General features: G+C 37.2%; 19 protein-coding genes and 1 other RNA gene. 12 read left to right on the forward strand and 8 right to left on the reverse strand.

The features are described 5' to 3' along the window. Position 1 precedes the first annotated feature (1 nt). Positions 2 to 916: an ABC transporter ATP-binding protein gene (locus N9Y32_00475; GenBank protein MDB2589495.1), complete on the reverse strand. Its 915-nt coding sequence runs from the start codon at positions 914 to 916 to the stop codon at positions 2 to 4. A gap of 132 nt (positions 917 to 1,048) precedes the next feature. Here N9Y32_00475 and N9Y32_00480 point away from each other — a divergent pair, with 132 nt between their 5' ends. From N9Y32_00480 to purH, 9 genes are read left to right on the forward strand one after another with little or no spacing between them, the layout of a single operon-like run. Further along, a complete protein-coding gene (locus N9Y32_00480; GenBank protein ID MDB2589496.1) occupies positions 1,049 to 2,602 on the forward strand; it encodes a dihydrolipoyllysine-residue acetyltransferase in 1,554 nt (517 codons plus the stop codon). After that, entirely contained in the window at positions 2,602 to 4,005 is a 1,404-nt protein-coding gene (lpdA, locus tag N9Y32_00485) for a dihydrolipoyl dehydrogenase (GenBank protein MDB2589497.1), read from the forward strand. The genes N9Y32_00480 and lpdA overlap by 1 nt, the downstream gene beginning before the upstream one ends. A gap of 5 nt (positions 4,006 to 4,010) precedes the next feature. Further along, on the forward strand, positions 4,011 to 4,667 hold the full coding sequence (locus tag N9Y32_00490; GenBank protein MDB2589498.1) for a protein-L-isoaspartate O-methyltransferase: 657 nt from the start codon (positions 4,011 to 4,013) through the stop codon (positions 4,665 to 4,667). A gap of 25 nt (positions 4,668 to 4,692) precedes the next feature. Further along, a complete protein-coding gene (locus tag N9Y32_00495; protein ID MDB2589499.1) occupies positions 4,693 to 7,068 on the forward strand; it encodes an MMPL family transporter in 2,376 nt (791 codons plus the stop codon). A gap of 15 nt (positions 7,069 to 7,083) precedes the next feature. Beyond that, entirely contained in the window at positions 7,084 to 8,661 is a 1,578-nt protein-coding gene (gene nadB / locus N9Y32_00500) for an L-aspartate oxidase (protein ID MDB2589500.1), read from the forward strand. 2 nt (positions 8,662 to 8,663) lie between these two features. Continuing rightward, positions 8,664 to 9,155 carry a peptide deformylase gene (gene def, locus N9Y32_00505; GenBank protein ID MDB2589501.1) on the forward strand — a complete coding sequence of 164 codons (492 nt, stop codon included), beginning with the start codon at positions 8,664 to 8,666 and terminating at the stop codon, positions 9,153 to 9,155. A 13-nt stretch (positions 9,156 to 9,168) separates the two neighbouring features. After that, on the forward strand, positions 9,169 to 10,137 hold the full coding sequence (dusB, locus tag N9Y32_00510) for a tRNA dihydrouridine synthase DusB (GenBank protein ID MDB2589502.1): 969 nt from the start codon (positions 9,169 to 9,171) through the stop codon (positions 10,135 to 10,137). Continuing rightward, a complete protein-coding gene (locus N9Y32_00515; protein ID MDB2589503.1) occupies positions 10,134 to 10,364 on the forward strand; it encodes a Fis family transcriptional regulator in 231 nt (76 codons plus the stop codon). Before dusB ends, N9Y32_00515 begins: the two co-directional genes overlap by 4 nt. A 50-nt stretch (positions 10,365 to 10,414) precedes the next feature. Continuing rightward, complete coding sequence (gene purH, locus N9Y32_00520) at positions 10,415 to 11,956, forward strand: bifunctional phosphoribosylaminoimidazolecarboxamide formyltransferase/IMP cyclohydrolase (GenBank protein ID MDB2589504.1); 1,542 nt, start codon at positions 10,415 to 10,417, stop codon at positions 11,954 to 11,956. A gap of 155 nt (positions 11,957 to 12,111) precedes the next feature. Here the strand turns inward: purH and N9Y32_00525 are convergent, their stop codons facing one another. Genes N9Y32_00525 through N9Y32_00535 form a run of 3 tightly spaced genes read right to left on the reverse strand, consistent with a single transcriptional unit; the run spans position 12,112 to position 14,353 of the window. Next, positions 12,112 to 13,017, reverse strand: coding sequence for a hypothetical protein (locus tag N9Y32_00525; protein ID MDB2589505.1), 906 nt, complete (start codon positions 13,015 to 13,017; stop codon positions 12,112 to 12,114). 4 nt (positions 13,018 to 13,021) lie between these two features. Next, the gene (locus tag N9Y32_00530; GenBank protein MDB2589506.1) at positions 13,022 to 13,960 is read right to left on the reverse strand and encodes an inverse autotransporter beta domain-containing protein; all 939 of its coding nucleotides are present in this window, start codon (positions 13,958 to 13,960) and stop codon (positions 13,022 to 13,024) included. 57 nt (positions 13,961 to 14,017) lie between these two features. Beyond that, complete coding sequence (locus N9Y32_00535; protein MDB2589507.1) at positions 14,018 to 14,353, reverse strand: hypothetical protein; 336 nt, start codon at positions 14,351 to 14,353, stop codon at positions 14,018 to 14,020. Between the two features lie 118 nt (positions 14,354 to 14,471). On the opposite strand from N9Y32_00535, the gene N9Y32_00540 reads away from it, so the two are divergent. Continuing rightward, entirely contained in the window at positions 14,472 to 14,885 is a 414-nt protein-coding gene (locus N9Y32_00540) for a hypothetical protein (protein ID MDB2589508.1), read from the forward strand. 3 nt (positions 14,886 to 14,888) lie between these two features. Here N9Y32_00540 and dbpA read toward each other — a convergent pair whose 3' ends face one another. Together dbpA and N9Y32_00550 are read right to left on the reverse strand one after the other, a co-directional pair. Next, a complete protein-coding gene (gene dbpA, locus N9Y32_00545) occupies positions 14,889 to 16,262 on the reverse strand; it encodes an ATP-dependent RNA helicase DbpA (protein MDB2589509.1) in 1,374 nt (457 codons plus the stop codon). Between the two features lie 66 nt (positions 16,263 to 16,328). Next, positions 16,329 to 16,916, reverse strand: a complete 588-nt coding sequence (locus N9Y32_00550) for a MarC family protein (GenBank protein MDB2589510.1) — start codon at positions 16,914 to 16,916, stop codon at positions 16,329 to 16,331. Between the two features lie 223 nt (positions 16,917 to 17,139). Between N9Y32_00550 and ssrS the strand changes: the two genes are divergently transcribed. Both ssrS and N9Y32_00560 read left to right on the forward strand, forming a co-directional pair. Further along, a non-coding RNA gene (gene ssrS / locus N9Y32_00555) (6S RNA) lies at positions 17,140 to 17,321 on the forward strand. A gap of 22 nt (positions 17,322 to 17,343) precedes the next feature. Beyond that, positions 17,344 to 17,895 (forward strand): 5-formyltetrahydrofolate cyclo-ligase, encoded by a 552-nt coding sequence (locus N9Y32_00560; protein MDB2589511.1) that lies wholly within the window; start codon positions 17,344 to 17,346, stop codon positions 17,893 to 17,895. Here the strand turns inward: N9Y32_00560 and N9Y32_00565 are convergent. Together N9Y32_00565 and pmbA are read right to left on the reverse strand one after the other, a co-directional pair. Further along, positions 17,892 to 19,043, reverse strand: a complete 1,152-nt coding sequence (locus tag N9Y32_00565; GenBank protein ID MDB2589512.1) for a UbiH/UbiF/VisC/COQ6 family ubiquinone biosynthesis hydroxylase — start codon at positions 19,041 to 19,043, stop codon at positions 17,892 to 17,894. The two genes, N9Y32_00560 and N9Y32_00565, sit on opposite strands and share 4 nt — an antisense overlap. After that, a complete protein-coding gene (gene pmbA / locus N9Y32_00570) occupies positions 19,040 to 20,359 on the reverse strand; it encodes a metalloprotease PmbA (GenBank protein MDB2589513.1) in 1,320 nt (439 codons plus the stop codon). The genes N9Y32_00565 and pmbA overlap by 4 nt, the downstream gene beginning before the upstream one ends. Positions 20,360 to 20,361: the final 2 nt, after the last annotated feature.

Raw genomic sequence — 20,361 nt, forward strand, 5'->3', positions numbered from 1 at the left:
ATTAACCAGCCTTTGATGTTAAGCGCAAAAATAAAGTTTCTAAGCGATTTTGTGCACTTCTAACATGTTCAATTTCAATTTTATTTTCACTTAAAGCAATCAATGCTTGGCTTATGTTTATATCATCCAAACTCACTTGTATTGAATAAGCATCTAAACGCTCAATTTTAAAATCAAGCATTGGCAAAGTATCTGGCAACGGCTCAATACTTTCTAAGATTAGCACTTGTTGAGAGACTCTAGCAAGAAGCTTTTTCATACTGGTCTGCTCAACAATTTTTCCTTTATCTACAATGGCAATATTGCGACATAAAGACTCGGCTTCTTCTAAGTAATGAGTGGTTAGAATAATAGTTATACCCTGGTTATTTAGTTCTCGTAAAAATTTCCACATTGAGCGGCGTATCTCAACATCAACGCCGGCACTAGGCTCATCTAGGATAAGTATTTTTGGTTGATGGATTAAAGCTCTTGCCAGCATTAAACGTCTCTTCATACCGCCAGATAAAGATTTCGCCATATCTAGACGTTTATCCCAAAGCTCCATTCGCTTTAATAAAATCTCAGCTTGAGCTTTAGCACTAGTGCGATCAATGCCATAATAACCAGCTTGATTGATTAAAATTTCTTCAACAGGCTCAAATGGATTAAAGTTAAACTCTTGTGGCATTAGGCCAATCATTCGTTTCACCTCATTAAGATGTTTGGACTGATCCTTGCCCAAAACTATAACTTCGCCCGAAGTCTTATTTAACAAAGAACAGATAATACCAATCATGGTAGTCTTTCCTGCTCCATTACTGCCCAATAATGCAAAAAAATCTCCCTGTTCCACACTCAAATTAACACTTGATAATGCCTTCATATTGTTGGCATAAGTTTTTGTTAAGTTAGAAATTGATAACGCTTGAGGCATGTAATATTAGTCCAATAAAAAAATACAAAAAATTCAATCTGATAATAATTAAAAGTATTTTAACATTCATTCCCTTTTACTTACCATTTTTGCGATAATTACCACCTTTAAAAGAGTGATTTAACCTACATTATGTCTGCGATAAAAAATATAGAATTACCTGATATTGGTGACTTTGAAGAAGTAGAAGTTATTGAGATTTTAGTGAGTGTTGGTGACAAAATCAATGCAGATGATAGCATAATAACTCTAGAAAGTGATAAAGCCTCAATGGAAATACCCACACCTAGTTCAGGCGTAGTGAGTAGTATCAATGTAAATATTGGTGACAAAATTAAACAAGGCGATGTCGTAGTTACGTTAGAAAGTGACAAAGAAGTTGAAAAAAACACTCAATTAGATACTAAAAAAGTAGAGATATCTGAGAGTGTATCATCCAAAATTGTTGCAGTAAATGTGCCTGATATTGGTGATTTTGATGAAGTAGAGGTGATTGAAATTTTAGTTGCTGCTGGCGATATAGTTTCTGCAGAAGATAGTATTATCACATTAGAAAGTGATAAGGCATCTATGGAAATACCGACGCCAGTTGCTGGCAAGATAATCGACATTAATGTTAATTTAGGTGATAAGCTAAAATTAGGTAGCCTTATTCTTAATATTGAAACTACCAGCATTGACCTAGTAGAATCTACTGAAAATTCAACGCCAGTAGCCGCTTCAAAACCAGCAAATACCTCAACTTCAAAGGCGCAATCTTTGGCTCTAGAAAAACCAACATTGGATCAATCAATTTCCACTTTGCCAGCCGGAGAGTCTCATGCCTCGCCCTCTATTCGAAAATTAGCTAGAGAGATCGGCGTTGATTTAAGTCGCGTATCTGGAACTGGTCAGAAAGGTAGAATTCTAGATCAAGATCTTAAGGCTCATGTTAAGCAAATTATCACTTCTGGTGGTGGCAGTTCACTACCGAAAACACCTGTAATTGACTTTTCAAAATTTGGTAAAACTGAAACATTGGCGTTATCCAGAATTACTAGACTTGCTGGCAAACATTTAACTGCTTGTTGGTTAAACATACCGCATGTAACTCAATTTGACGAAATTAATATTGATCAAATGGAGTCTTTTAGACAAGATCAAAAAGCGAAAGGCGTTAAGTTAACACCTTTAGTGTTTATTATGAAAGCTGTCATTCAAGCACTTAAAAATCATCCTCGTTTTAATGCCTCGTTAGATGAATCTGGTGAAAACCTCATTATTAAAAAATATTTTAATTTGGGAATTGCTATGGATACGCCAAATGGACTAGTTGTTCCTGTCATTAAAGATGTTGATAGAAAATCGCTAACTGAATTAGCAACAGAGCTAGCCCAAACTTCTGCTAAGGCGCGTGATGGAAAACTCAAACCTGGTGATATGCAAGGTGCGGGCTTTACAATTTCAAGCCTAGGTGGTATTGGTGGCACACAATTTACACCTATTGTAAATTCACCAGAAGTTGCTATTCTTGGGGTATCTCGCTCTCAAACTAAACCTATTTGGGATGGTAAAAATTTCGTCCCCGCTTTAATCTTACCGCTCGCTCTATCTTATGATCATCGTGTGATTGACGGGGCTCAAGGCGGTCGCTTTATGGCAGACTTAAATTCAATACTAAGTGATATTAGAGAAATTTTATTATGATTACTAAAACTCAAGTTGCTGTTATTGGATCAGGCCCGGGTGGCTATACTGCCGCATTTAGAGCTGCTGATCTTGGCAAAGAAGTGACCTTAATTGAGCGCTATGATTCGCTTGGTGGTGTTTGTTTAAATGTGGGTTGTATCCCTTCAAAAGCACTATTGCATACTGCACAAGTTATTAATGAAGCAGAAGAAGCATCACATTTAGGTGTTACTTTTAAAGAACCGGTCATTGACATTGATGGTGTGCGCAGCAGTAAGGATAGTATTGTTGGTAAATTAACAGGTGGTATCAAACTATTAGCCAAGGCAAGAAAAGTAAATGTCATTACTGGTTATGGAAAGTTTATCTCTAATAATCAAATTGCTATTGATAATAGTGATGAAGTGATTGAATTTGAACAATGTATTATTGCAGCAGGCTCTAGAGTTACTAAAATTCCAAGCTTTCCATTTGATGATCCGCGTGTTATGGACTCAACAGATGCACTAGAATTAAACGGAATACCAAAACGTTTGCTTATAGTTGGTGGAGGTATTATTGGTCTAGAAATGGCTACTATATATGAGGCTCTAGGTAGTGAAATCACGGTTGTAGAATTATCTGATCAGCTCATTGCTAGTGCAGATAAAGATATTATCAACCCACTATTCAAACGCATCAAAAAGCGTTATGCTAATATTTTTCTAAATACTAAGGTTACTAGCATAGAAGCTTTAGATGAAGGTATTAAAGTAGGGTTTGAGGGAAAAAAAGCGCCAGAATTTGACTCCTTTGATAAGGTGCTAGTCTCTATTGGTCGCTCTGCAAATGGTCACCTCATTGATGCGCAAAAAGCAGGTGTCGAGGTTAATGATTGGGGCTTTATCCCTGTCGATAAACAAATGAAGACCAATATTGACAATATTTATGCGATTGGCGATATTGTTGGCCAACCTATGTTGGCTCATAAAGCTGTTCATGAAGCTAAAGTTGCTGCGGAAGTAATTTGTGGACATAAATCTGGCTTTGATGCTCTTACCATTCCATCTGTTGCCTATACAGACCCTGAGGTAGCTTGGACTGGTAAAACAGAAAAAGAACTTAAAGCTGAAGGCGCAGACTATGAAAAAGGTATATTCCCTTGGGCGGCTAGTGGACGAAGCTTGAGTAATGGTAGAAGTGAAGGTGTCTCAAAAGCACTATTTGACAAAAAAACGGGGCGCATGTTAGGTATGGGAATTTGTGGCACCAATGCTGGTGAGCTTATTGCCGAGCCAACTCTTGCTATTGAGATGGGATGTAGCATGTCAGATATTGCACTTACTATTCACGCCCACCCAACCTTAAGTGAAACCACAGCTTTTGCTGTAGAAATGGCTGAAGGAACTATTACTGATCTATTACCACCTAAAAAACGATAAAAATTATGGATATCAAACAAGCTAGAAAAAATTCTATTGACAATCAAATTCGCCCTTGGGGTGGTCTAGATTATATTGCTAACAATGCTTTAAGATCTATCCCTAGAGAAAATTTTGTGCCTGATAATTATAAAAATCTTGCTTTTGCTGATATTGAAATTCCTTTAACCAATAAAGCAAAGATGCTCTCACCAAAAGTGGAGGGTCGTCTTCTTGATGCACTCAATATTAAAAAAAATGAAACTGTGTTAGAAGTTGGTACGGGTAGTGGATATTTAACGGCTGTTTTATCAAAATTATGCTACTCAGTGACTAGTATTGAAATTGATGAAACACTTAGTAATGATGCTCAAGAAAGAATAAAAGATCTTAATATCACCAATGTAACGCTAGAAACTAGGGACGCTTCAAAAGGCTGGAAAAAATCTAAAGAATTCTTTGATGTGGTTGTCATTGGCGCTTCTGTACCAAAAATTACTGGTCGATTTTTTCATTTACTAAATGTTGGTGGACGTGTTTTTGTAGTTGAGGGTTCTGGCAACGCCATGAGTGCCAAAATCATAACAAGACTTAGTGAACATAAATGGGAAACAAAATCTTTATTTGAAACTCAGTTAGATGTCATGCAAGGTTTAGAAGTATCTGCAAAATTTAAATTTTAATTGTCTCAGGAAAACTTATTAAATCATGAATGTATTTTTTAACTTTGTCCTAAAGAAATCTATTCTAGGCTTAACTCTATTGCTTTTCATAGTAGGGTTTTTTGTTTCTCAAATACCAAATTTTCAGCTGGATGCCTCCTCTGATTCTTTGGTGCTTGAGGGTGATGAAAATCTAGCTTTTTATCAAAGTGTGAAGAAAAATTATGGATCTGATGATTATCTTGTTATCTCTTATCAGGTAACTGGGGAGTTACTTAATCCACAACAATTAAGTCATTTATCTAAACTTAAAAAAGAACTATCAACCATTGAACAGATTAAGTCTGTCACCAGTATTTTAGATGTCCCTTTATTCCGCTCACCCCCTGTATCTTTAGCTGCCTTGGCGAATGAAAATATCACCATTGAAAATGGTAATGCTGACTTAGAGCTTGCAGCTAAAGAATTCAAAACCTCACCCTTATATGCTAATAACTTAGTGAGTAAAGATGGCAAAACAACCGCCATTCTGGTTACTTTAAAAAATAACCAAAGATTCCAAGAGCTTCGCGAAACGCGTGACCAAATGCGCGTTGAACGAATTAACAAAACACTTGATAAAGATGGCCTGTCTAAGCTAAAGAGTATAGAAAGACAAGTTATGCGTAATGCTAATATTCAGGGCGATATACAAGAAAAAACTATTGCAAAAATTCGTACTTATCTTGTCAAATATTCTGATCAAGCCAGCTTATTTTTAGGTGGCTTACCAATGATAACTACTGATATTATTGGCTATATTAGTAGCGATCTGATTGTTTTTAGTCTAGCAGTTATTGGGTTAATGACTATTATTTTGGCCGTTATCTTTAAAGGGTTACGCTGGGTAGTTATGCCGATTACAATTAGTATTGCTGGTGCCTTAATAATGACTGGTTTACTGGCATTTTTAGAGTGGAAAGTTACCGTTATTTCTAGCAATTTTGTTTCACTATTACTCGTTATGACGCTTTCAGTGATCATTCATCTTGTTGTTAGATATCGAGAATTGTCTCAACTCAATCCTGACCTTGATTCATCGCAAATCATCAAAGACACATTATCTCAAATGTTTATGCCTTGTCTGTTTACCACATTAACAACCTTTGCCGCATTTAGCTCACTATTAATCAGTGGTATTCGCCCTGTGATTGACTTTGGCTGGATGATGTCAATTGGTGTTACGATTGCACTAGTATTATCATTTTTGGCATTCCCAATGATTATGGCTCTTTTGCCAAAAGCTAAAATCGCGATACACAAAACAGAGTTTGGTTTCACTACTTCATTGGCTAAATTTGTCGAGCGCTTTGGTAATTATTTGTTAGTGGTTTTGGTTGTTTTAGTTATAGGCTCTGGCTTTGGTATTAATAAGCTTAGTGTTGAAAATAGGTTTATTGATTATTTTAAAGAGAGCACTGAAATCAACCAAGGGTTAACCTTAATTGACCAAGAATTAGGCGGGACAATTCCTTTAGAGATCATTTTTGAAGATTTGGCAGAAGACTACTGGTTTGATGAAGACTTGCGTGCAGAAGTGCATGAAATTCATAATTATCTTGATTCGCTAGATGAAACTGGAAAAGTACTTTCTATCGATACACTCATGAGTATCTTAACTGAGGCAAATGATGGGCAAGCTTTAAATGGATTTTTCTTAAACATTGTCCGTGGACAAATTCCAGATTCTGCCAAACAGTATGTATTAGACCCTTATATCTCAGAAGATAATGGTCAACTACGTATGGTTATTCGCATCCGTGAGTCTAACAAGGAGCTAGAACGTGGCAAGCTTATTGATAAAATTAATCACCATATCTCTAATGAATTAGGTTTCAAGCCTGGAAGTTTTCGCCTAAGCGGCATGTTGGTGCTCTACAATAACATGTTGCAAAGCTTATTTGACTCTCAAATCAAAACCATTGCCGTTGTATTTGGTATGATTTTTATTATGTTTTTGTTTATTTTTAAGTCAATTAGCTTATCTATTCTTGCATTGATTCCAAATACACTGCCCTCTTTATTTATTTTGGGAATTATGGGCTGGATGGGTATTCCATTAGATCTAATGACGATTACCATTTCAGCAATTGCTATTGGTATTGGTGTAGATAACGCCATCCATTACATTCATCGATTTAAGTCTGAATTCCAAAAAGATAGTGACTATACAAAAACTATGTATCGATCGCATGCCAGTATTGGCTTGGCCATGTTCTATACCTCGATCACCGTGGCACTTGGATTTCTAATCTTTGCTTTATCCAATTTCATTCCAAGTATTTATTTTGGTGTCTTTACAGCAATCGCGATGTTGAGCGCGTTACTAGCAAATTTAACACTCTTGCCAAAATTGATCTTAATGGTGAAACCAAAAATTTAAACCCCTTTCGTTAAAATGCCGAAGCAAGCAACATTCAACAATCCACATGAACAGCATCAATTTGATGTACTAATCATTGGTACAGGAAGTGCGGGGTTAATGAGTGCCCTACAACTTTCAAGACACTTATCTGTCGCACTAATCGCCAAAGATGAAGCTTTAGAAGGAAGCTCTTTTTATGCCCAAGGTGGCATTTCAGCTGTGCTAGATGCACACGATAATTTTGAAGCGCATGTTACGGATACACTTTCTTCTGCTGCTGGATTAGCTGATGAAGCAGCTGTAAAATTTATGGTTAAAAATGCGCCGGCTGCAATTTCTTCATTGGAATCCTCAGGCGTTCAATTTACCAAAGACAGTAACAATTATCATCTCACTACTGAGGGTGGTCATACCAATAGACGTGTGGTGCATGTTGCAGATAATACAGGGCAGTCTATTCAGGTAAATCTCTTAGATAATGTAAAGCAATGTAAAAATATCACTTTATTTGAAAACTATATTGCTATCGATTTACTCATCAAAGATAATCAGTGCTCTGGCGCCTATATTCTTAACAAAAGCACTCATCAAGTTGAGAGTTTTTTGGCTTATAAAACCATAATAGCTACAGGAGGCGCTTCCAAAGTTTATTTGTATACCTCCAATCCTGATACCTCAACCGGAGATGGTGTCGCTATGGCAAGTCGAGCAGGTTGTCATATCATGAATATGGAATTTGCCCAATTCCACCCTACTTGTCTGTATCACCCACATGCAAAATCATTTTTGATTTCAGAGGCCATTCGAGGAGAAGGCGGTAAGCTTCACTTGCCTAATGGTGAAACTTTTATGCACAAATATGATGAGCGTGGCGAACTTGCACCCAGAGATATCGTTGCAAGAGCGATCGATTCTGAAATGAAGTCTGGTGGCTTGGATTGTGTTTATTTAAACATCTCATTCAAAGGTGAAAACTGGATTAAAAAGCACTTTCCTACTATTTATAACAAGTGTCAAACATTTGGCATAGATATATCAAAAGCCTCTATACCTGTTGTTCCAGCAGCTCATTACACTTGTGGTGGTATCGATACTAATTTGAAAGGTTTAACCAATATTGGCAATCTATATGCAATTGGTGAAGTTGCTCATACGGGCGTTCATGGCGCTAATCGCATGGCGAGCAATTCACTCTTAGAGTGTATCGTATTTGCGAAATCTTGCGCTCAAGATATCAATCAAAAAGTATTAATACCATCATCTTCTAAATTTGACCCCTGGGATGCTTCTCGAGTGGCCCCCTCTAAAGAGAAGGTTGTTGTTACTCATTTATGGGACGAAGTTCGCTTAATTATGTGGAATTTTGTTGGCATTGTTCGCTCTGATAGACGTCTTAAATATGCCCAGCATCGACTTGAACAAATTGAAAAAGAAGTTGATGAATATTACAGCTTATACCTTATTTCTAGTGATTTAGTTGAGCTCAGAAACTTAGTAAGAACTGCCCAAATTATTATTAAATCTGCACTTTCCAGAAAAGAGAGTCGAGGACTGCACTTCAACGAAGATCATCCTAATCAATCTGACAGTATAAAAAACACTATAATATAATCATGTTACTCCCTATTCTACATTACCCAGATAAGCGCCTAAGAACGAAAGCTGCGCCTATTGAAAAAGTTGATGACACTATTCGTTCATTAGTTAAAGATATGTTTAGCACTATGTATGATGCTCCTGGAATTGGCCTGGCAGCAACTCAAGTCAACCATCATGTTCGACTAATCGTCATAGACACTTCAGAAGATAAGACACAGCCTTTATGCCTTATTAATCCAGAGATTATTGAAAAAGATGGAGAGATCGAATGGGATGAGGGTTGTCTATCAGTCCCTGATTACTACGAATGTGTAACACGTGCAAATCATATTAAAGTGAGAGCACTAAATGAGCAAGGTGTGATGTTTGAACTAGAAGCTCAAGATATTTTAGGTGTTTGCATTCAACATGAAATAGATCATTTAGATGGTATTTTATTTGTAGATCACCTCTCCAAACTCAAGCAAAGACGTCTGCTTGAAAAAACCAAAAAAGCTCAAAAGTAAATCACTTGTGTCAATTCAAATTGGTCCTTATAAGCTTGATTCAATAGCATTATTAGCGCCTATGGCTGGCACTAGCGACAAACCTTTTAGAATGTTATGTAAATCCTTAGGCGCAGGGCTCACCACCTCAGAAATGGTCGTCATACAAGAGCATTTACTTAAAACTAATAAAACTAAATATCGCCTAGATTTTAAAGGTGAAAAAGAACCAATTAGCATTCAAATAGCGGGATCAGAAGCGCAAGAATTAGCGCATGCTGCACAAAGAGCGGTTGATTTTGGTGCAGATATTATTGATATTAATATGGGCTGTCCTGCTAAAAAAGTCTGTAATAAAGCCTCCGGATCTGCCTTAATGCAAGATGAAATACTTGTTAAAGATATCCTTGAATCAGTCGTATCGGCAGTAGATATCCCCGTGACCTTAAAAATGCGAGCAGGTTGGGATACTGATAACAAAAATGCCCCAACCATTGCCCAAATTGCAGAACAAGCGGGCATTCAAATGCTAAGTGTGCACGGCCGCACTAAAGCAGATAAATATAATGGTATGGCAGAATATGACACCATTAAGTCTGTTGTTGATCAAGTTAAAATACCTGTCATTGCTAATGGGGACATTATCAGTGCTGAAAAAGCACAACAAGTATTAGATTACACGAATGCTTCAGGTGTTATGATTGGAAGAGCAGCTCAAGGCAACCCTTGGATATTTTCTGAGATCAACTACTATCTTAACACCCAGAAAAAATTCAATCCAATCCCACTTGAAGAGCAAAAATCTACTATACTTAAGCATATTCATCAGATTTATGCTTTTTATGGTGATTTTTTGGGATTGAGGCTCGCCAGAAAGCACATTCTTTGGTATGCTACGCACCTTGATAAAAACCACATGCAGAAATTTTGGCAAACGATTAACAAAGTCACTGATCGTGAGCAACAATTCAAACTTTTTGAGAACTACTTAAACCAATTATGAGCTCTACAGATTTACCAGCCTGCATCAATGCAAAATTAACTCGCTACTTCGAGCAACTTGATGGTGAGCAAGCATCTGGCGTTCATAAAATGGTTATGAATGAAGTGGAGCCTGTCGTTATAAAATTTATTTTAGAGTTAGTCAACAATAACCAGAGTGAAGCTTCTCGCATATTAGGCGTTAATCGTGGCACACTTAAGAAAAAAATCGAATTCTATAAGCTCTAAAACTCTATAATAACCTTTGTAACTTAACTCCCATATCTCAAAGGAAAAAAATGTCTATACAACGCGCTTTAATTAGTGTTTCAGATAAAACTGGTATTCTTGAACTTGCTCAAGTATTGGTCAGTAAGAATATTGAAATTCTCTCAACAGGTGGTACTGCTAAATTATTGGCTGAACAAGGTATTCCTGTCATAGAAGTATCTGACTATACTGGTTTTCCAGAGATGATGGCAGGACGTGTAAAAACTCTTAATCCAAAAATTCATGGCGGCATCTTAGCGCGTCGAGGCCTTGATGAAGAAGTAATGACACAGAATGATATCAATCCAATTGATTTAGTGGTTGTTAACCTCTACCCTTTTCAAGCAACGATTGCCAATCCAGACTGCAAATTAGAAGATGCGATTGAAAATATTGACATCGGTGGTCCAGCGATGTTGCGCTCTAGTGCAAAAAATCATGCATCTGTAACGGTCGTTGTTGATGCTTCAGATTATCAAACTGTCATGGATGAAATTACTGCCAATGGCAACACAACCCTTAAAACTAGAACCAAACTAGCGCTTAAAACTTTTGAGCATACTGCACAATATGACGGTGCTATCGCTAACTATCTTGGCAAAGAGCAAGATGGGTTTTCAAATACAATTAATCTGCAATTTCACAAAACTCAATCTATGCGCTATGGTGAAAACCCGCATCAAAATGCCGCTTTCTATGTAGAGCAAAATATTACTGAAGCCTGTGTTGCATCAAGCACACAATTTCAAGGTAAAGAAATGTCATTCAATAACATGGCTGATGCAGATGCAGCGCTAGAATGTGTTCGTAGTTTTAATGCACCAGCCTGTGTTATTGTCAAACATGCAAACCCTTGTGGTGTTGCACTTAGAGACAATATTCATGAGGCTTATTTAGATGCCTTTAAAACAGACCCTACCTCTGCTTTTGGTGGCATTATTGCTTTTAATCGCCCATTGGATAAGGCCACTGCGCAAGATATTATTGAGAAGCAATTTGTTGAAGTTATTATTGCACCGAGTGTTGATGACGATGCTAAAGATATCCTATCAGCCAAACAAAATATACGTGCATTAGAGTGTGGGGATTTGTCCAGTGCGCAACCATCACTTGACTATAAGCGAGTTACCAGTGGTCTATTAGTGCAAGACAAGGATCTTGGTGTTATCACTGAGAATGATATTAAATGTGTCAGTGAATTAGCGCCTACAGCCGGTCAAATTAAAGATTTACTATTCGCTTGGAAAGTCGCTAAAACCGTTAAATCAAATGCCATTGTTTATGTCAAAAATGAAATGACAATTGGTGTCGGTGCAGGACAAATGTCTCGCGTTTACTCGGCAAAAATTGCAGGTATTAAAGCATCGGATGAAGGCTTAGTGGTCGAGGGCTCTGTCATGGCATCAGATGCCTTCTTCCCATTCAGAGATGGCATTGATGCAGCGGCACAAGCAGGTATTAAGGCAATTATCCAACCTGGTGGCTCAATGCGAGATGATGAAGTCATTACAGCGGCAAATGAACACGGCATAGCCATGGTATTTACCGGCATGCGCCATTTCAAACACTAAATTCTAGAGACTTTTTTTATCCGTATGTTTATTATAAGAAAAGCCTTGCTCGGTCATTTATAATCTATAAAATCCCATCACTCGTTTTTCTTATACCTTAATCTGAATAAAAATTACCACCTATAATGCCCGATTATTTCTAAATCAGTAAGAATTTACTCTACAGAAATCTTAACCTCTACACCATCAAGAAAAGCGTTGTAATAACCATCATCATCATGCATATGCTTCTCTAAGGCAAGCTGGTCTGTCAATTTAAGGCTAACATCCATTGATGATGTCGTTGGACTAATTGTCAATGGGTTGGCAAAGGTTTGAATAATAAGCTGTCTTGTTGCGTTGGTACCACCAAGACCATTACCTCCACTTTCATGAGTTGATTCGTTCAACATGCCACAAACTACAACACCATTACCGGAAGAAGTTGTATAGTCCATATAATCAGAATTACCACCTGTCCTACTAACTACGCCGCCACTAATTGAACACTCTGAATCATCCCAATACGCACCCTCATCTTCCGTAAATTTACCAGCTGTTAATGTGTTAGCACCACATTCATAAAAACCACCACCAGCAGTTCCGCCAATATCATCCACATTACCACTTACAGCTCTACTAACGCATGTCTTTCCTTCAGTCGCAGTGCCTGCATCACTCCAGCCATCTTGCACTGTTGTGAAATTCACTGTGTGTTTATAGCCAATCGTTGTTCCTAAAAGCAGCACTGCTGCCGGATAACTGCCTTCTGTTAGTGTTATGTTGTCAACCATATTAAACGCTTGGCCTTTTTCAATTTCCACCTCTGTTGCCGTTGTCTGATTAAATAAAAATGTGCATTCTGTTAAATAGTTTTCGTAAGTTGGCACTGAAGAGCATAGCCCCACCCTGTAAACCGGAAGGTAAGCATAATCTGGTGTTACAGAACACCCTTTTTCATTACCAGCTTCAAAGGTGTTTACATCATCAGTAACTTCACCATTAGCATTAATTGTGCACGCTGCAGCATATATATTGGCTGAGCCAAAAATAAAAAATAATGAGAATATAGTTTTTAACATATTTTTAGTATCCACTTGCTGTCACTCCTAATTTAACTGATTTTTTCATAATACGATTTTCACGCTTAACTGGCTTGTATATCGCTTTTCTGATATTTTGTAATTTGGTTGTAAACTCACCGTCTTGCATTGTTTTATTTACTTGTTGCTTGCCAATAGGAATTACATAACTTAAAGATGAAACAGTTTTGTCTGTATTACTGTTTTGCTTTTGTAAAGCCACTGATAAGTGTAAATTAGGAATAGGCTCTGCCTTCAGACCCCATTGCTTGGTTTTAACTTCATATCCAACACCATCTTCCCATTTGCCCTTGTTATAAAAGACAGATGAAGAGTATAGGTATGGCAGGTTGTATCTTATATCAAAATCATGTCCATCTAATGCAGTTTCATCAATGGTCTTATAATTTTTAAGTTTACTAAGTGCCTTGTATTTATTAAAACGCACTTCACCAACTGAAGTAATATATTCAAGACCAAGACCTACTCTGTCGTGATTTGAATCTAATTCATAATCATAAAATATGTTTCCACCATATATAACGGTTTCATCATCGTTAATTTCTCTCGCACCAAGACCAAGGTTAATTGTTCTTCTATCGTTATAGTCAACTAAAGAAGTTTGATTGAATATAAATGTATTGTCATTTTCATGAAGACGATACACACCAACTGCCTCTATTTTATTTTTAGTAGTTGAACCACCTAAATCAAATATGTCTTGACCAACTGAAATCTCAAGGTGAGTAAAGTCTGTCTGCCTAACAATGTCTTTTTCTAAATCATTAACAGCTTGATCTTTTGCCTTGTTAAATGTATTAGTAACATAGTTTTTAGTTTTTTCAGCTATATTATCGGGTGTAATTGACTCTGAATGAGTATTCAAACTTAACAACAGCACTGATGTTGAAACAACTTTAACAATAGAAGTATTCAAATCCATATTAATATTTTATGTTTTAAAAAAAGTGTAATATTATATATAATAAATAAAAAATTATTATAGAATTTTTAAAAAGTTGCGTCCAGGGATAATGTAAACACCTTTGGCTTTGAGGTTTTGATACAATTCTTCTGAGGATATTTTTAAGGTTGGAAACCATATCCACATAAAAAAAGCGCCTTCGAGTTTGTGCAATTTGGCGTTGCTATTGCCAAATATTTCATTGAATAACTGTACGGCAATATCGACTTTGGCTTGATAGTAAGGCTTGATAATAGTATTTGTCAGCGGGATTAATTGTTTTTCACGACTATGGTTAGCCTTGCCCGGATCATCCATCAACTGCGCTATACCCGAATAACAGGTAAATTTTTGACCAAATTTTGAATACATGCTTTTTATTAGAATAATAAAGAGGCTGTCGAATTGTATAACTTTGCTAAAGGGTTAATTTGTTTTATAGGTCTGAGCAATCGACTAAAATAAACAAACAATAACAAAAAAATAGATTATGGCAACACAAACAATGAATGTTTTCCCAATGATCCATTCGATCACCATCGATAAAGAAAATGATTTAGTGACTGAACTGGTTCAAGACCTTCATGATGCAGATGGCGTTAGGGCTAATCTATTAGCCGCTGTCGCTGAAGTTAAGATGTATGAAAGTATTAATTATTACCCATTAAAAAAGCCTGAATTTATCGAGGATGTCATGGGTAGTTTTGCTCAAATGGGTCTTAGTCGATATATTACTATCTCAGATAATACATATCATGAGATCAATGGCTATCGTGGCTGTACGCGTGTGTGGGAGCTCCCAGTAGTCCTTAGAGATCAGGTTGAGAAAGCACTGGTTGGTTATGAAGTTGAGTACGACTCCGAAACTTGGGAAATTTTAAATATTACTGATACTAAAGAGTAAGTTTTAAGACAAAATCCTAACCCTAAAAGTTTTACCTTTTAATTTATCATTTTGAATCTTCAAAAGCGCAGCTTTGACCAGGCCAGACTCCACAGCTACGTAAGACCAATTACTGGAAACTGTAATTTTTCCAATGGCAGTACCTGGAATGCCATCTTTACCCGTTAGACCACCGACAATATCACCAGGACGAAGCTTTTGCTTTTTTCCGCCATCAATTTTAAGTGTTGTCATTTCTGGTCTTTTAATGGGCTTATCAAGATATGAATCACTTGGTAGTTCATCAGCAGTTACATCAATCTCTAATGCATCCAACTTTCTTGTTTCTCTATCATTAAAAAAGGTTGCCGCAATACCACTTCGACCCGCTCTACCCGTTCGACCAATTCTATGAACATGTACTTCAGGATCGTGTGCGACATTAAAGTTCACGACCAAATCAAGCGCATCAATATCTAATCCACGCGCTGCAACATCAGTCGCCACTAAAACAGAAACACTTTTATTAGAAAATCGAATTAACGCCTGATCGCGTTCTCGTTGCTCCAAATCACCATGAATGGCTAGCGCATAAAACCCATAATGTACAAGTTCGTCCGCCACATCTTGAGTGTCTAATTTGGTATTACAAAAAACCAGCGTTGATTCTGACTTATGCTTGGCCAACAATATACGCAAAGCATTCATGCGCTCATCATCAGTGTTGATTTGATAAAAATATTGCTTAATCGTTGATTCTTCATCAGTCGAAGGTGCGTTGACGACAACAGGATTATTCATAACTCGCATGGCAATATCTTCAATTTCTTGCGGGTAAGTAGCACTGAATAGCAATGTTTGACGATTATCAGGAATTTTTTCTACAATATCATCAATCGCATCTTGAAACCCCATATCCAGCATGCGATCTGCTTCATCAAGTACCAACATCTCAACATGGTCTAGCTTTAAAGTTTTCTTACGTAAGTGCTCCTCAATACGACCTGGGGTGCCGACAACAATATGCGCTCCATGCTCTAGGGAGGCAATCTGAGGCCCAAACGGTGCACCGCCACAGAGTGTTAAAATTTTGATATTATGAATAGCCCTAGCTAGGTTACGAATTTCTACAGAGACTTGGTCAGCTAACTCTCGAGTCGGGCATAAAACAATCGATTGGACCTTGTAAGATTTAACATTAAGCTTATGTAGTAAGCCCAAACCAAAAGCAGCTGTTTTTCCAGATCCAGTCTTACCTTGGCCAATCACATCTTTACCATCAAGGATCGCTGGCAAGCTTAATGCTTGAATAGGTGTCATAGACTCATAGCCCAAGCTACCTAAGTTTTTTAATAGACCAGGATGTAGTTTTAATGAAGAAAAGTCGGATGTGCTCACAATGATAATACCAAAATAAATATGGATTGAATTTTACACACTAAACCGACGTTAAAGGTACGCTCACTAAATCCCAAAAGCTTTTTTAATACCGTCAAGAATCATATCAACAGCAATAATAGTGAGCAAAATTCCCATTAATCGCTCAATAGCTGCGAAAGCTTTATGACTAATATGACGGCTAAATTTTTCAGAAAAAATCAAAATTAACCCCACCAAACTCCAAGCCACTACTAATGCAATTCCCCAATCTACCCATCGATTAGGATCGTTTGCCATAATTAATATCACCGCTGCAATAGCTGAAGGACCTGCAATTAATGGTATGGCTAATGGCACCACTAAAGGCTCACCCTTAGGCGTATTGGTAAAAATATCTTCAGAGCCAGAAAAAATCATTTTTAAAGAGATTAAAAACAATACCACACCGCCTGCGACACCTAATGAAGATTCAGATATCTGTAATAATTGTAAAATATATTGACCTGAAAACATAAATAGCAACAAAACAAACAAAGCTATTAACAACTCTCGAATAATAATAATTCGACGTCTTTGGGCTGGAATATTTTTTAGCAGAGCTAGAAAAATAGGAACGTTAGCAAAAGGATCCATGATTAGGAACAACAAAAAAATAGCGGAAGTAATGGTCATAGGATCTCCCTAGAGTAAATCGTTATGATATTGGCAGTAATCACAACAGTAAATGTTGTTTGATAAAATCTAAATTTGAACCTTGTTAAAAATTTTGCGTCATGAGCGGCATCTACTTTTTAATTAAGACTCAACTGATTAATATTACACCTGTTAACGCCGAGTATACGGCTTTATTTGTACAAAAAAGTTTGATATATGAAACGCAACAGGTGATAATAATAAGTGTCTATTGTGTTCGTGGTTGGCCTTATTCCCCTGAGCCGATAAATTAATAACTAAGGATATGAGATAGATTACTATTGTGCAAGCCCGCCTTGAAGTGGGAAGCCTGCGGTAATCTTCGAATTTCCGCCTTGAACCTTACTGGTTCAGGTTTAGGTCTCACGACACAATAGATTTTAACTTCTTCGGCTATAATGCAAATATGAAAGCACTTCGCCAACTTCTTCGACAAAAAAGACTCAACATCAATTCATCCGATCGCCTCAAATTTGCCAAACAATTATTATCTCAAGCTCAAAATATCGCAAATTTTACGAATGGTCAAAAAATTGCCATTTATTTACCTAATAATGGCGAAATTGACACTAAATACCTACAAGAATTCCTTAAAAATCAAGAAATTAGCACTTATTTGCCGGTATTAGACGGTAAAAGTCTTAACTTTGCAAAGATTGGTGAAAATTTCAGAAATAATCAATATGGCATCCTGGAGCCAATTTCTACTGAAATTATTAGTGCGGAGCAGCTTGATATCTTATTTATGCCATTAGTGGGTTTTGATAAAAATAAAAATCGTATTGGTATGGGTGGTGGATATTATGATCGCACGCTATTCTTTAAAAAGCAACAAAAAATGGTTAAAAAACCCATGCTTATCGGCTTAGCTTTTGATTGCCAGCAAGTAGAAAAGTTAGATGTACAAGATTGGGATGTGCCACTGGACACCATCATCACTCCTAGTCAAATTCTCTAAGAATTACCCAGTGCGTGTTTTTGTAAGAATGATTTAAGCATAGGGTTTTCATTAATAATATTCATACCAAAGCCTCGTAGCCATCTTAATGGCTCGTTGTTTTCTTTGTAGATCCAGTTTAGCCCTGTCATGGTTTTTGCCATAAGCTCATTATCTAATCTGCGCGCTCTGGCGTACTTTCTTAATGTTAAATAATTGCCTAAATTCTTATTATTACCTTCTAATTGTTTTGATAATTCTCTAACATCTGAAAAACCAAGATTAATACCTTGTCCAGCGAGTGGATGGATATTATGCGCTGCATCACCAATGAGTGCCAAGCTTTCTTTTACATACTCGTTAGCACTTCGCTCAATCAATGGGAAAGACTGAATATCGCTAAGCACTTCAAACTCTCCAAAACGATATTCCACTGCCGCTGATAATCGCTTGGCAAATGCTGGCTTATCTAGGGCCATTAATTCGTCAGCTAAATCATTGTCTGCTGACCAAACTATAGAAGCTTGGTTTTCGCCTAATGGCAAGAGTGCTACGATACTATCTGATAAGAATCGCTGCCAAGTTGTATTATTAAAACTTTGCGTTGATTTAACATTGCAAATAATGGCTTTTTGCTGATAATTATTTTCACTAAAACTAATATTGGCCAAATTGCGAATGTTAGATCGAGCGCCATCTGCTCCAATAAGCAACTGACAGTTTAGGGATTGCTTATTATTTAACTGAAGCTGATAGCCTGCTGTCGTTTTTTCTATACTCTCTAGCTTGGTACCAATAAATTCAATATCGGTTTTTTCCAATGCTCCAAACAATGCAGACTGAATGGCATCATTCTCAATAATATAACCTAAATGAGGTATGTTTTCATCATGAGCGTGAAAATCTAACGCTCCATGTGAGTTTTGGTCCCATACTTGGGTATGAGAAAATGCATGTTTACGTTTAATGAAATCCCAAGCATTGATGTCTTTTAACAATTGCTCAGAGCTTGGAGTGATTGCGCTTACACGCGAATGAAATTCTTTATTTAGTGTTGGGTTTGGGTTATTGGGCTCAATGATGGCAATTTTATAATCAGTTTTAGCCATCGATAAAGCAAAGGCCTGGCCTGCCATACCGCCACCAACAATAATAATGTCGTATGTCACTCAGTATCCCCAGCTATTGTCATTTGATTAATCAATACAGACCCAACTTTGATATTACCTCGATAATCCACATCTGTGCCCACGTGCTCAATACCCAGCAACATGTCTTTCAGATTTCCCGCAATAGTGATGCCGGATACTGGATATTGTATTTCACCATTTTCAACCCAAAAACCTGTTGCTCCGCGAGAATAGTCACCCGTCGTTCCATTCACGCCTTGACCCATCAGCTCTGTTACCACTAAACCTTTATTCATGAGTTTGATCATGTCATCTAAGTCGCCAGTAAACTGATGTTCAATAATTAAATTATTAACACCGCCAGAGTTGGCCGTTGTTTTTAAACCTAGCTGATTAGCTGAATATTGACTAAGCACATAGCTTTTAACTTGGCCATTTTCAACAAAGTATTGCTGACGCTTTAAGACGCCATCACGATCAAAAGCTTTGGCGCCAATCGTTTTTTTAGAAAATGGTTTTTCTAGGATAGAAATACTTTCAGGCAAAATTAACTTATCAATACTGTCTAATAAAAAAGTAGCTTTTTTATACTGGCTCGCGCCGCTTAATGCGCCAATTAACTTTGAAAAAAGTCCACTTGAAACCCTTGGGGAAAATATTACTGGACATTTTTGCGATGCTAAAGATCTAGCACCTAACTTACTAATAGCAAGCTTTGCAACACGATCTCCCACCCATTCTGGCGCTTGTAAATCTTGTGCATCCAAAGCTACTGTATACTCATAAGCCGTCTGCATATCTTTATCTTGTTTGGCAATAACGCTACAATTAAGTGAATGTCTGGCGCCTTTTTGAACGCTCATCATGCCGTTAGAATTGGCATACAAGCCCTCACCTTGATAACTAGACACCTCGGCACCATCAGAATTATCAATAGCACCGTGTTCTAGTGCTTGCGCTTCGCAACGAGTCGCTAAATCAATGCTATGACTCGGGTCTAATTCCCAAGGATGGTACATGTCAAGATCAGGCACATCAAAAGCCATTAACTCTTTTGGCGCTAAACCACTGAATGGATCATTCTGAGTATATTTTGCAATAAGACAAGCAGATTCAACAGCTTTTAGAATACCGCCTTCACTTAGATCAACACTTGAAGTATGGCCTTTAGCTTGGCCCAGATAAACATTAATATCAAGTGATTTATCAAGATGATACTCTAAGGTTTCAACTTTACCTAAACGCACCGCAGTAGAAACTCCTGAACTTGCGCTTAAAGAAATTTCATAGCCACTCACCTTGTGGCGCTTGAGCGCTTGAATGACTTGTTGTGCTGTTTGCTCTAATGATATCATGG

The sequence above is a fragment of the Candidatus Thioglobus sp. genome, from assembly GCA_028228555.1.
In the GTDB taxonomy this organism is placed as follows: Bacteria; Pseudomonadota; Gammaproteobacteria; order PS1; family Pseudothioglobaceae; genus Thioglobus_A.